4 protein-coding genes are annotated in these 13,947 nt (G+C 74.7%); all 4 read right to left on the bottom strand.

The window, feature by feature from the left end:
* Positions 1 to 68 precede the first annotated feature (68 nt).
* The 4 genes from OHS33_RS29075 to OHS33_RS29055 all read right to left on the bottom strand — a co-directional run bounded on the left by OHS33_RS29075 (position 69) and on the right by OHS33_RS29055 (position 13,947).
* A complete protein-coding gene (locus tag OHS33_RS29075) occupies positions 69 to 293 on the bottom strand; it encodes an MbtH family protein (RefSeq protein ID WP_330333368.1) in 225 nt (74 codons plus the stop codon).
* Between the two features lie 53 nt (positions 294 to 346).
* A complete protein-coding gene (locus OHS33_RS29065; protein WP_443065366.1) occupies positions 347 to 10,717 on the bottom strand; it encodes an amino acid adenylation domain-containing protein in 10,371 nt (3,456 codons plus the stop codon).
* A gap of 374 nt (positions 10,718 to 11,091) precedes the next feature.
* Positions 11,092 to 12,438, bottom strand: coding sequence for a serine hydrolase domain-containing protein (locus OHS33_RS29060; protein WP_330333367.1), 1,347 nt, complete (start codon positions 12,436 to 12,438; stop codon positions 11,092 to 11,094).
* Positions 12,439 to 12,567: 129 nt separating this feature from the next.
* Positions 12,568 to 13,947 (bottom strand): sensor histidine kinase, encoded by a 1,380-nt coding sequence (locus tag OHS33_RS29055; protein ID WP_330333366.1) that lies wholly within the window; start codon positions 13,945 to 13,947, stop codon positions 12,568 to 12,570.

The raw sequence follows: 13,947 nt of genomic DNA, 5'->3' as shown, positions 1-13,947 counted from the left end.
GAGGGATCCCCCAGGGAGTGCGGTTCAGCGGTTCGGAGCGGCGGCCGCCCGTGGCGGCGGAGGCGGTGTCAGGCGCGGGTGGCGGCGGGATCGGAGGCGGCGGCCAGGCTGCGCGGGCGCATGTCGGTCCAGTGGGCCTCGACGTAGGCGAGGCACTCCTCGCGGGGCCGGTCGGCGAGGGCGACGTGCCAGCCCGCGGGGACGGCGGTGCCGGTGGGCCACAGCGAGTGCTGGCCCTCGTCGTTGACCAGGACGCCGTAGGAGCGGTCGGACTGTTCGAAGGGGTTGGACACGAGGGGTCCTTTCGGGTGGGGACGGAAGGGGTGTGGTGGTGCTCAGGAACTGCTCAGGAGCCGTCGGCCGCGTCGGCCGCCGCTTCCAGCTCGGCGAGGATGATCTCCTCGACGGCGTGGGCGGTTTCGGCGACCGTGGGCCGGTCGAAGAGGGACCGCGGGGAGAGGTCGGTGGCGAACACCGCGTTGATCCGGGAGGCCGTGCGCAGGGCGAGCAGGGAATCGCCGCCCAGCGCGAAGAAGTTGTCGTGGACGCCGACCCGTTCGACGCCGAGCAGTTCCGCCCAGGTCTCGGCCAGCACCTCTTCGGTGACGGTGGCCGGGGCCTCGTAGGCCGTGCCGGTGGCGAGGCGCCGCTGCGCCTCCGGGGCGGGCAGTGCCGCGCGGTCGACCTTGCCGTTCGCGGTGAGCGGCAGCGCGGTCAGGCTGGTGAAGGCGGCCGGGAGCATGTGCTCGGGCAGCGAGGCGGCCAGGTGGGCGCGCAGTTCGTCGGCGCCGGGGGCGGGTGCTCCGGCGGCCGGGACCACGTGCGCGACCAGGACCGTACGGCCGGATCCGGCGGGCTCCCCGTCGTTGCGGGCGACGACGGCCGCGTCCCCCACCGCCGGGTGGGCGACGAGCGCGGCTTCGATCTCGCCGGTCTCGACGCGGAACCCGCGGATCTTGACCTGGCCGTCGGTGCGGCCGAGGAACTCCAGGGTGCCGTCGGGCCGCCAGGCCACCAGGTCCCCGGAGCGGTACATCCGCTCCCCCGGAGCGCCGTACGGGTCGGCGACGAAGCGCTCCGCGCTCTGGCCCGGCCGCCCGAGGTAGCCGCGGGCCAGACCGGCGCCCGCGATGTACAGCTCGCCGGGGACGCCGGTCGCGGCGGGTTCCAGGGCGCCCGTCAGGACGTACACCCTGGTGTTGGCGAGCGGCGCGCCGAGCGGGACCGCGCCGTCGCCCGGGGCGCCGCGCAGGTCGTGGGTGGTGGTGAAGGTGGTGGCCTCGGTGGGCCCGTAGCCGTTGGTCAGGCGCAGCCCGGGGTGGGCGTCCAGGACGCGGGCGCAGTGGTCCGGGGAGAGCCGGTCGCCGCCCGCGATGAGCTGGCGCAGTCCGCTGAAGGCGCCGATCGCGTCGTCGGCGACCTGGTGGAACAGGCCCGCGGTGAGCCAGAGGTGGGTGACCTCGTGGTCCTTGAGGAACCGGCCGAGTCCTTCGGCGGTGGGCAGTTCGGCGGGGTGGACGGCCAGCCGGGCGCCGCCGAGCAGCGCGGCCCACAGCTCGAAGGTGGAGGCGTCGAAGGAGAGCGAGGCGAACTGGGCGACGGTGTCGCCGGGGCCGATGTCCGTGTACGCCGCCCCGTGGACGAGCCGTACGACGGCCCGGTGGCTGGTCATGACGCCCTTGGGGGTGCCGGTGGAGCCCGAGGTGTACATGACGTAGGCGAGGGCGTCCGGGGTGGTGGTGACGGCGGGCGCGGTCCCGGGAAGCTCCGCGATCCGCGCCGCGTCGGCGTCCAGGTCGACCGGTACGGCGCCGGGGGCGGCCGGGAGCCGGTCGCGCAGCGCGGTACCGGTGACCAGCAGCCGCACTCCGGCGTCGCCGATCATGTGGGCGAGCCGGTCGGCGGGGTAGCCGGGGTCGAGCGGCAGGTAGGCGGCGCCCGCCTTGAGGACGGCGAGCAGCGCGGTGAGGGCCTGCGGGCCGCGCTCCAGGCACAGGCCGACGAGCTGTTCGGGGCCCGCGCCGAGGGAGACCAGGTGGTGGGCGAGCCGGTTGGCGCGCTCGTCCAGTTCGGCGTAGGTGAGGTGCTCGCCCTGGTGGGTGAGCGCGACGGCGTCCGGCTGCCGGGCGGCGCGGGCCGCGAACAGGCCGTGCAGGGTGGCGTCCGGGAGCGGGCGGGCGGTGTCGTTCCAGGTCCGCAGGGTCAGTTCGGCCTCGGCGTCGGTGTGCATGGCCAGGGCCGCCACCGGCTGGTCGGGGGTGCTGTGCGCGATCGAGGCGAGCAGGGCGTCGAGGTGGCCGCAGATCCGGTCCGCGCCGGGGGCGTCGTACAGCCCGGCGTCGTAGGCCAGGGTGTAGGTCAGTTCGTCGCCCGCGTAGGCGATCAGGTTGAGCGGGAAGTTGGTGGCCTCCGTGCCCTCCAGGCCGTGCAGGCGCAGCCCGTGGGCGGCGGCGGCCTCCTCGTCGACCGGGTAGTTCTCGAAGACGACGAGGCTCTCGAAGAGGCTGGTGCCGCGTGCGACCTCGCTCCAGCCCTGGATCTGCGGCAGCGGTACGTACTCGTACTGCCGGGCGTCGACCTGGGCGCGCTGGACCTCGGCGAGCCAGGCGCCGACGGGGGCGGCCTCGTCGATCCGGACCCGGACCGGCAGGGTGTTGATCAGCATGCCGACCATGGAGTCGACGCCCGCGAGTTCGGTGGGGCGGCCGGAGACCGTCGCGCCGAAGACGACGTCCGGCTCGCCCGCGTGCCGGCCCAGGAGCAGTGCCCAGGCGCCCTGGAGCACGGTGTTGACGGTGATCCGGTGGGTGCGGGCGAAGTCGGCCAGCTCCCGGGAGAGCTGGGGCGACAGCCGCCGCACGGTCCGCCCGGCGGCTCCGGCGCGGTGTCCGCTCGCGGCGCCGCGGACGCCCGGCAGGGGGGTCGGCGCGTGGATTCCGGCGAGCAGTTCCCGCCAGTACGTCTCGGCCTCGGCGAGGTCCTGCCGCTCCAGCCAGGCGACGTAGGCGGAGAAGGGGCGGCGGGCGGGGAGCACGGGCGGCTCTCCGGCGGCGAGGGCGGCGTGCGCGGTGAAGGTCTGGCCGAGCACGTCGAAGGTGGACCAGCCGTCCAGCAGGATGTGGTGGAAGGAGCACACGAGCCGTACGGAGCTGTCGGAGAGCCGGATCAGGGCGAGCCGCAGGAGCGGGGCGGTGCTCAGGTCGAGCGGCCGGGCGCGGTCCTCGGCGAGGAAGGCCCGCAGGCCGCTCTCCTGCTCCTCGGCGGTGCGGGCGCGCCAGTCGAGGTGGGTGACGGGCAGTGCGGCGCGGCGGCCGACGACCATCAGGGGGCGCTCGGTGTCCTGCCAGACGAGCCGGGCGCGCAGCACCTCGGTGTGGTCGGCGACGCTCTGCCAGGCGGCGGCGAGCAGGTGCGGGTCGCTCACCCCGTCTAGGGCGAAGGTCAGCTGCTCGAAGTAGGCGCCGGAGCCGGGTTCGGCGAGGGTGTGGAAGAGCATGCCGGCCTGCATCGGGGTCAGCGGGTGGATGTCCTCCACCTCCCTGGCCGCGGCGCCGGAGCCCGCGATCCGGTCCACCGTGTCCTGGTCGAGCGCGGCGAGCGGGAAGTCGGCGGGGGTGGCGCCCCCGCTGTCCGGGAGCAGGCAGTGGGCGATCAGCTCGCGCAGCGCGGCGAGGAAGGTGTCCGCGAGGTGCTGGACGGCTTCGGTGCGGTGGGTGCCGGGGGCGTGGATCCAGTCGATGCGCAGTTCGCCGTCGGTGACGGCGGCGACGATGTCGATGAGGTGCGGCCGGAGCTGGTCGGGGGCCTGGTCGGCGCCGAGGGCGGCCAGGCGGCTGCGGACCAGGCCGCTGTGGCTGGTGGTGCCGTCCCACTGGCCGAGGTAGTTGAAGCTGACCTGGGGGTGCGGGGCGGTGTGCAGGGCGTGGCCCGGGGTGCCCGGCGCGGACAGGAAGCGCAGGGCGCCGTAGCCGAGTCCCCGGCCGGGGATGGCGCGCAGCTCCTCCTTGAGGTGCTTGAGTGCGGGGCCCCAGTCGCCCGCGGGGACGTCGAGGGTGACGGGGTGGATGGTGGTGAACCAGCCGACCGTGCGGGAGAGGTCGATGTCCTCGAAGAGTTCCTCGCGGCCGTGGCCTTCGAGGGCGACGGTGACGGGGTCGCCCGCCCAGTCGCCGAGGACCCGGCCCAGCGCGGTGAGCAGGACGTCGTTGATCTGGGTGCGGTAGGCGGCGGGGACCCGCTGGAGGAGGGCCTCGGTGTCCGCGCGGCCGAGGCTGACGGAGGCGGTGGCCGCCGCGCCGAAGGTGTTCGGGGCGCTCGCGTCGGCGTCCGCCGTGCCCGTGCCCGTGCCCGGCAGGGCGCGGATCGCCGCGGAGACCTGCTGCCAGTGCGGCAGTTCGTCGTCGAGGGCGCCGCCGCGGACGTGGTCGGCGAGGCGTGCGGACCACTGGCCGTAGCTGCTGGACTTGGCGCCGAGGTCGGGCGTACGGCCCTCGGCGAGCTGCCCGTAGGCGGTGGCGAGGTCTTCGAGGAGCACCCGCCAGGACACCCCGTCCATGACCAGGTGGTGCACGGTGAGGAAGAGGCGCGGCAGCCGGGCCGCGCCGAGCCGCAGGAACACACCCCTGACGAGGGCGCCGCCCGCGAGGTCGAGGGAGCGCTGGGCGGCGCGCGCGGCCTCGTGCAGGGCCTCTTCGCGCGGTGCGTCGCCGAGGGAGGACAGGTCGCGTACGGAGAAGAGCCCGGCCGCACGGTCGGCGCGGTCTGCGTATTCCTGGCTCCATCCGGCGCCGTCGCGGGTGAAGCGCATGCGCAGGGCGTCGTGGTGGGCGACGACCGCGCCGAGGGCGCGTTCCAGCAGGGCGGTGTCGGTGTCGGGGGCCAGTTCGACCTGGACGGACATGCCGTAGTGGTCGGTGTCCACGCTGTGCTCGGCGAAGAACCAGCGCTGGATCGGGGCGAGTTCGGCGCGCCCGGACACCTCGGCCGGAGCGGCGGCGGCGTTCTCGTCGACCGTGGTGACGGCGCCTGCGAGGGCGGCGACCGACTGGTGGACGAACAGCAGCTTGGAGGTGAGCAGCAGCCCGGCCTGGCGGGCCCGGGACACCACCTGGATGGAGAGGATCGAATCCCCGCCGAGGTCGAAGAAGTTGTCGTGGATCCCGACCCGCTCGACACCGAGTACGTCGGCCCAGACCGCGGCCAGGGTCTCCTCGGTCGCGTCGCGGGGCGGGGTGTGCGCGGTGTCCGGGGCCGCGGTCTGCGGCTGCGGCGCGGGCAGGGCGCGGCGGTCGACCTTGCCGCTGGGGGTGAGCGGGAGCCGGTCCAGGGTGACGAACTGGGCGGGCACCATGTAGTCGGGGAGCGATCCGGCGAGGTGGGAGCGGAGTTCGCCGGTGGCGGGGGCGGCGGCGGGGACCGCGGCGGGGCCGCCCTCCGGGGTGCCTTCGGGGCCGCCGTCCGCGCCTTCGGCGACGAGGTAGGCGACGAGCCGCTTGCGGCCCCGGTCGTCCTCGTGGACCACGACGACGGCGTCACGGACGGCGCGGTGGCGGGCGAGGGCGGTCTCGATCTCGCCGAGTTCGATGCGGAACCCGCGCAGTTTGACCTGGTCGTCGGCGCGGCCCAGGTATTCGAGGGCGCCGTCGGCGCGCAGCCGGGCCACGTCGCCCGAGCGGTACATGCGCGCGCCGGGCTCGCCGTACGGGTCGGCGGTGAACCGCTCGGCGGTCAGCCCGGGCCGGCCGTGGTAGCCGCGGGCCAGGTGCGGGCCCGCGATGTACAGCTCGCCGGGGACCCCGACGGGGACGGGCTGGAGCGCGGCGTCGAGGAGCCGGACGCGGGTGTTGGGCAGCGGGCCGCCGATCGGCGGGACCGCTCCGCCCGCCAGCGGCAGGCTCATGGCGGCGACGACGGTGGACTCGGTCGGACCGTACGCGTTGATCATCCGGCGGCCCGGGGACCAGCGGGCGACCAGGTCGCCGGTGCTGGCCTCGCCGCCGACGACCAGGGTCGCCAGCTCTTCCAGGCCCTCGGGGACGAGGGTGGCGACGGCGGAGGGGGCGAGCAGGGCGTGGGTGATCCGGCGTTCGCCGAGGAAGGCCTGGAGGGTCTCGCCGACGATCGGGCCGTGCGGGGGCAGCACCAGGGTGGCGCCCGCGGGCAGCGCCATCAGGACCTCCATGACGGCGCCGTCGAAGGAGGACGAGGCGAACTGCAGGACGCGGCTGTCCTCGGTGACCGCCAGCCGGTCGATCTCGGCGGAGGCGAGGTTGCCGATGCCCGCGTGCGGGACGAGGACGCCCTTCGGGGTGCCGGTCGAGCCGGAGGTGTAGATCACGTACGCCAGGTCCGCCGGGCGCAGCGCCACCTCGGGGGCGGTGGCCGGGCGGGCGGCGAGCGCGTCGCGGTCCGCGGTGAGGTCCACCACGAGGGCGTCGGTGGGCGGCAGTTGGCCCAGGGGTCCGGTCTGGGTGACGACGATCGGGGCGCCGGAGTCCGCGAGCATGAAGGCGAGCCGGTCGGCCGGGTAGCCGGGGTCCAGCGGCAGGTAGGCGGCGCCCGCCTTCATGATGCCGAGGAGGCCGACGACCAGGTCGGCGCCGCGCTCCACGCACAGGCCGACGATCGAACCGGGGCCCGCGCCGTGGGCGGTGAGGTGGTGGGCGAGGCGGTTCGCGGCCTCGTCCAGGTCCCGGTAGGTGAGCGTGGTGCGGGTGTCCTCGACGGCGGGCGCGTCCGGGCGGCGGCGCGCCTGCGCCTCGACGAGCTGCGGGAAGGTCCCGGTCAGCGGCTCGGTGCGGGGGCCGTGCCAGTCCCGTACGACGTGGTCGAACTCCTCGTCGGTGAGCATCGCGAGGGCGGCCAGCGGCTGGTCGGGGGCAGTCGCGGCGGACAGCAGCAGGGTGGAGAGGTGCCCGGCGAAGCGGGCGATGGAGGCCTCGTCGAAGAGGGCCGTGCTGTAGCCGACCTGGGCGGTGAGCGCGCCGTCGGTCTCGAAGAACTCGACGGTGAGGTCGAAGGGCGCGGCCTCGCGGTCCACCGGGTAGCGGGTGGCCGCGACACCGGGGAGTCCGAGGTCCCCGGCGGGGGCGTTCTGCAGCACCACCATCGCCTGGACGAGCGGGGTGCGGCTGGTGTCGCGTTCGGTGCGCACGGCCTCGACGAGGCGCTCGAAGGGCACGTCCTCGTGGGCGAAGGCCTCCAGTACCGTCTCCTTGACCTGGCCGAGGAGCTGCCCGAAGTTCATGTCGGGCTCGACCCGGGAGCGCAGGACGACGGTGTTGACGAGGAAGCCGATCAGGTGTTCCAGGTCGGCCTGGCCGCGGCCCGAGGTGGCGGTGCCGACCGCGATGTCCTGCTGGCCGGAGTAGCGGGCGAAGACGGTCTTGACGGCGGCGGTGAGCGCCATGAAGAGGGTGGCGCCCTGCTCCTGCGCGAGGTGGCGGACGGAGGCGGTGGTGTCGGCGGGGATCGCGAAGGCGTACACGGCTCCGGCGGAGGAGCGCACGGCCGGGCGCGGGCGGTCGGTGGGCAGTTCCAATGGGGCGATGCCGTCGAGGCGTTCGCGCCACCAGCCGAGCTGCCGCTCCAGCAGGCCGCCGTCTTCGAGGCGGCCGCGCTGCCAGGCCGCGAAGTCCGGGTACTGGACGGGTACGTCGGCCAGGGCGGCGGGGCGGCCCTCGGCGCGGGCGGCGTACAGCTCGCCCAGCTCGCGGGTGACGACGCCCATGGACCAGCCGTCGGTGACGATGTGGTGCATGCCGAGGACGCACACGTGCTCGTCGGCGGCGAGGCGGACCAGCAGGACGCGGACCAGCGGGCCGGCCTTGAGGTCGTAGGCGCGGGCGGTCTCGGCGCGCACCAGCTCGCGCAGCCGCTCCTCGCGCAGTGCGGCGGGCGTGTCGGACAGGTCGGCGGTGCGCCACTGCGGGGCCGCCTCGGGCGCGTCCGGCGCGTGGACCACCTGGACGCCGCGGCCGCCGACGACACCGAAGGTGGTGCGCAGCGATTCGTGGCGGGCCGTGAGGTCGGCGGCGGCCGCGCGCAGGGCCGCGGTGTCCAGGGCGCCGGTCAGCCGCAGCCCCAGGGCGGTGTGGTATTCGCCGCTGCCGGGGTCGAAGTCCTCCAGGAACCACAGGCGTTGCTGGCCGAAGGACATGGGGAGGACGCCGTCGCGGGGGATCACGGGGACGGTGGTGTCCTGGACGCTCTCCTCGGGGGCGACGGAGGCGGCGAGCGCGGCGATGGTGGGGGTGTCGAACAGGATGCGCGGGGAGAGTTTGACGCCGAGGGCCCGGCGCATCCGTGCGACGGCCCGCACGGAGAGGATCGAGTTGCCGCCGAGCGCGAAGAAGTCCTCGTGGACGCCGACGCGTTCGAGTCCGAGGACCTCGGCCCAGACGCCCGCGAGGGTTTCCTCGACGGCGTTGCGGGGGGCTCCGGTGTCCGGTTCTGCGTCCCCACCGGCGGATTCGGCGGCGGGGGCGCTCTCGCGGACGGAGCCGGGCGCGGGCAGGGCCTTGCGGTCCACCTTGCCGTTGGGGGTGAGCGGCAGGTCGTCGAGGACCACGATCACCGAGGGGATCATGTGCGCGGGCAGCTCGGCGGCGAGGTGGGTGCGCAGGGCGGCGGCGGTGGGGCGGTGCCCGGCGGCGGCCGAGACGTAGGCCAGCAGGTTGGTGTTGTGGGTGAGGACCACGGCCTGCGCGACGTCGGGGTGGAGGGCCAGCGCGCTCTCGATCTCGCCGAGTTCGATGCGGAAGCCGCGCACCTTGACCTGGTCGTCGGCGCGGCCGAGGTATTCGAGGGTGCCGTCGGGCTGCCAGCGGGCGATGTCGCCGGAGCGGTACATCCGCTCGCCGGGCTGCCCGAACGGATTGGCGATGAAACGTTCCGCCGTGAGGCCGGGACGGCCGTGGTAGCCGCGCGCCAGGCCGATGCCCGCGATGTACAGCTCGCCGCGCACCCCGGCCGGGACCGGGTGCAGGACCTCGTCCAGGACGTAGATCCGGAAGTTCGCGATGGGCGTGCCGATCGGGGGCACGGCCGCGCCGCTGAGCGGGGCGCTCATGGTCGCGCAGACCGTGCTCTCCGTCGGACCGTAGGCATTGATCATCCGGCGGCCCGCGGACCACCGGGCCACCAGGTCACCCGTACTGGCCTCACCGGCGACGATGAGGGTGGTGTCGGCCGGCAGGCCGCCCTCGGGCAGCACGGCGACGGTCGCCGGGGTGAGCGTGGCGTGGGTGACCCCGTGCTCGGCGGCGTAGCCGGCCAGCGGCTCGCCCGGCGCCAGGGTCTCCTTGCTGCCCATGACCAGGGCGGCGCCGGTGAGGAGGCCCATGCAGACCTCCCAGAACGCGGCGTCGAAGCTGGTGGAGGCGAACTGCAGCACCCGGCTCGCGGCGGTGACCTCGAAGGCCTCGGCCTGTACGGCGGCCAGGTTGCCGATGCCCGCGTGCGAGACCAGCACCCCCTTGGGGCGGCCGGTGGAACCGGAGGTGTAGATGGCGTAGGCCAGGTCCTCGGGGGCGAGCGCCACCTCGGGGGCCGTCGCCGGGCGGGCCGCGATCGCGGCGTGGTCGTCGGTCAGGTCGACGAGGACCGCGCCGGTGGCGGGCAGCGCCGCGCGCAGCGCGCGTTCGGTGAGCACGATCCGGGCGCCCGAGTCCTGGAGCATGTAGGCGAGCCGGTCGGCCGGATAGGCCGGGTCGAGCGGGAGGTAGGCGGCGCCCGCCTTCATGATGCCGAGCAGACCGGCCGCCATCGCGGCGCCGCGCTCCACGCACAGGCCGATCAACTCGCCGCGCCCGGCGCCCTGTTCGATCAGGTGGTGGGCGATCCGGTTGGCCCGCTCGTCCAGTTCGCGGTAGCTGACCGTGCCCCGCTCGTCGATGACGGCGCTCGCGTCGGGCCGGGCCGCCGCGTGGGCGGCGTACAGCTCGGGGAAGGTGGCGCGCGGGACCTCGCGGGCGGTGTCGTTCCACTCCCGGACGACCTGCTCGAACTCGCCGTCGGTGAGCATCGGCAGCGCGGACAGCGGGCGGGCGGGGTCGGCGCCCGCCGCGCCGAGCAGCACGCCGAGGTGACCGGCGATCCGGGCGGCGGTGGACGCGTCGAAGAGGGCCGTGCTGTAGCGGATGCGGAGCAGGGCGGCCGCCGGGTCGGCCTCGAAGGACAGGTCGAGCGGGTCGAACTCGCCTGCGTCCTGCGGGAGTTCACCGGTCACGGCGACCACGGCCTGGACGAAGGGGGTGATGCCGGTGTCGCTGTGCGGGGCCAGCGTCCGGGCCAGCTCGTCCAGCGGTACGCCGTCGTGCGCGAGGGCGTCGGCGAGCCGGGCGGTGGTGTCGTCGAGCAGCGCCCGGAAGGGGGCGGACGCCTCGACCGGTACGCGCAGGACGACGGTGTGGCCGGTGCGCGGCGAGGGCACGCCGAGGGCGATGTCCTCCTGGCCGGAGTGGCGCGCCAGCACGGCGATGACGGCGGCGGCCAGGACCGCGGTGGGGCCCGGTCCCGTACCGGTGCCGGGGGCGGCCAGGGCCACCGCGGCGGGGGCCGGGAGCGCGCACTCGTGGGTCGCGGTGCGGGGCCTGCGGATGACCGGGCGCGGCCGGTCGGCGGGCAGTTCGAGGGGGGCGATGCCCTCCAGCCTGTCCCGCCAGAACTCCACCTGACGGGGGAGATCCCGGTTGTCCGACGCGTCGGCGCGAGCCACGTTGTACCTCCAGAAAGGGCGGTTCCGGGCAGGGGAATGCCGGGGCGGGCAGCCCGGGAACCGGTGAGGGGTGCGATGAGGTGAAGCGGAGAAGGGGGGCCGCGCGGGCGGAGCGGAACCGCGCCGCGGCGGAGGGGGATGGGGGACGGGACGGCGGGGAGCGAGAAGCCGAGGAGGGGGCGGGGAGCGGAAAGCGGAGGAAGAGGCGGTGAGGGGAGCGCCGAGGGCGAGGCGCGGTGCGGCCGGGCCGGGTGATCGGGATACGGCCGGACGGTCAGGTCACGGCGTGGCCGCCGCTCGGGGCAGCGGCTACGCCCGGGGCAGCGGCCTTTACCGCCCCGGACACCGCCCGTTACACCTCTGCGGGCCCGGCATTAGAGCGCCGCCACGCGCCGGGCGGAGCGTCCGCCGAGCTGCATCAGGGCGGCCTCGCCGGTGGCCGGGTCGAGGACGAACCGGCCCGCGTACGGGGCCTCTTCGGCGTCGGCGCGCCGGGCGGTGAAGACCAGCCCGTCGTACAGGGTCAGATCGGCGACCAGGCCGGTTCCATCGGAGAGCCGCAGCCCCCGGCCGTCGCCCGCGTCGCCGTGGGCGCGGACGGCGAAGTACGTGTCACCGTTGCGGAATTCGCCGGTCAGTGCTCGGAGGTCCGCGCCGGGCGGGGCCTGCGGGGGCAGGACCGGCCGGTAGTCGCCGACCGGGATGCCCCGTTCACGGAGCCAGTCCACCACGTCGGCCCACATCAGCGTGCCGGTGGTGGAGTTGGTGGTCAGGGCGACGGCGGTGCCGCTCGCCGGGTGGAAGCGGAGGTGGGAGGTGCTGCCGTCGACGGTGCCGTCGTGCCCGAGCCAGTCGCCCTCGGGCGAGGCGTAGTGGGCCAGACCCGGGCCCCAGCCGTCGGCCATCCCGAAGGCATCGGCCGCGGGCACCCGTACGCCCGTCCCGGCGAGCCCCCGCGCGCCCGCCGCGGCGGCGGTCGCGGGATGGGTGCCGAGGTGGAGCCGGGCCAGCGCGATCAGGTCGTCGGCGCTTCCGGCGAGCCCCGCGGCCGGTGCCCAGCTGGGCGGCACGTACAGGTCCGCGGGTCGCGCGACGCGCTCGCCGGGCCGCACGGTGTGGCAGTCGGCGAGGGTGCGGCCGGGGGCCTGCGGGCCGTGCAGGAACAGCGGTTGGATGGCGAGCGGGCGCAGCAGGAGGTTCCCCAGCGCCTGTCGCCACGTCATATCGGTGACGGCTTCGATGACCCGGCCCAGAATGTTGTAACCGGAATTCGAGTACGAAAAGAAGCCGCCCGGTTCGTGCAGCGATCCGGTGGTCGCCATGCTCGCCGCATATCGGGCCAGGGAGGCGTCTTCCGCCCGGTCCGGCTCGTGGTCGGCGATCAGGCCCGCCGTGTGGCTCAGCAGATTCCGCAGGGTGACGGACGATATCGCCTCGTCCGTCGCCGCGTCGAACTCGGCCAGGTACTCCCCGACCGGATCGTCGAGTTCGAGATCCCCGTCGGACTCCAGCCGAGCGACCACCGTGGCGGTAAAGGCCTTGGTGACGGATCCGTAGGCGAATCCCGTGGCGGTGGTGACCGCCTCGGGGCCGCCGGCCCGGACCGCTCCGGCGGCCAGGGAGAGGCTCTCCCCCGCCCGGTGAACGGTCAGTTGCGCGCCGGGAACGGTGTGGTCGTGCGCGAGTTCCCGCAGCCGTTCCGCCGCTTGGTGCGCTTCCACGTCTCTCCCTCATCCCTCCGGTAGGTGCGGCTACCCGCACCCCGGATGGTGCGGCTACCCGTACCCCCACATCCTCGGCCACCCGCTCAAGGAAGGGCAAGGAGTTTCAGCGTGAGGCAAAGACCCAGGTCAGACCTTGTTCAACGACCAGGGAAGGGTGGCCCGGACCGTGGTGGGACCCCCGGCGGGGCTGACCACATCCAGCCGTCCGCCCAGGGCCGCCGCCCGGTCCTCCAGGCCGCGCAGGCCCGTACCGGCGCTGCAGGAGGCTCCGCCGACGCCGTCGTCCGTCACCGAGACGACCAGGTGGTTGTCGTACTGCTCCAGGCTGACGTCGATGGAGGTCGCGCCCGCGTGCTTGACCGTGTTGGCCAGGCATTCCACGATGATGTAATAAGCCGCGGATTCCACATTGACATCCGGCCTGCGCGCCAGCCTGCCGGATACCGATACCGGCACGTGGAATTTCTCGGTCAGTGCGATGACGGCGGCGTCGAGGCCGCGGTCGCTGAGAATGGGCGGCTGGATTCCACGGACCAGATCACGTATCTCGTCGAGGGCCCGGCGGACTTCTTCCCGGGTTTCCTCGATCAGCGCGGTGAGGTATTCCGCGTCATCGCTGCGGCGCTTTTTCGCATAGGAGAGCGTCATCAGGAGCATCGCCAGCCGGGCCTGCGCGCCGTCGTGCAGATCGCGTTCCAGACGCCGGTAATCGGCGTCGTTGACCCGGAGTGCGGCGATGCGCTGGCGTTCCGCGGCCGCCGCCCGGCGCTGCGCCTCGGCCTCGTCGATCCGGCTGAGGATGCGGCGGACCATACGGGCGCGCAGCCGGCCCATCCCGAAGAGCAGGGTGGTCAGGACGGCGAAGGTGACCACGGAGCCGAGGGCGACCAGGATCCGGGTGCCGGGGCCGTCGACCAGGATCGTGTTGCCGGGGCCGAAGGCGAGTTGCTCGGTCGGGCCGACGGGCAGCGCGACGAGGAAGGAGACCACGGGGATCGCCAGTGCGGCCAGCGGGATCAGCCACACCGTGCCGAGCAGCAGTAGGCCCAGGTAGCCGATGTCGTCCCAGTTCGCCTCGGAGGACTCGCGCTGTTCCTCGCGCTGCGCGCTCGCCGGGTGCGGCGGCTCGCCCGGTCCCGGCCGGTCCACGGCCACCGAGTGGGCCAGCAGCCGCTCCAGGTCGGCGACGGCGCGCAGCATCGGGAGGCTGAAGGAGAACCCGTCGCGCAGCGCGGCCATCTTGGCCGGGACCTCCCGCAGCGCCTCGGACAGGGGGCTGCTGCGGGGCGGCCGGTCCGCGGGCGCGCGGCCCGCCCAGCGGGCGAGGGCGGATCCGCCGCGCACGCACAGGGAGAGCGCCCGCGGCAGGCCCACGAGCGGCAGCCAGGAGACGGCGCGCAGCACCAGGGAGACGACGACGAGCGGGGCCAGCAGGAGGCCGACCAGGCTGCCGACGGACAGGTAGATGAGACCGGCCGCGACGCGGTAGGGAGTCGGCAATTTCAC

The organism is Streptomyces sp. NBC_00536, assembly GCF_036346295.1.
Lineage (GTDB): Bacteria > Actinomycetota > Actinomycetes > Streptomycetales > Streptomycetaceae > Streptomyces.
Note: the sequence above shows the minus strand (reverse complement) of the source record. Positions and strands in the feature narration are given on the sequence as shown.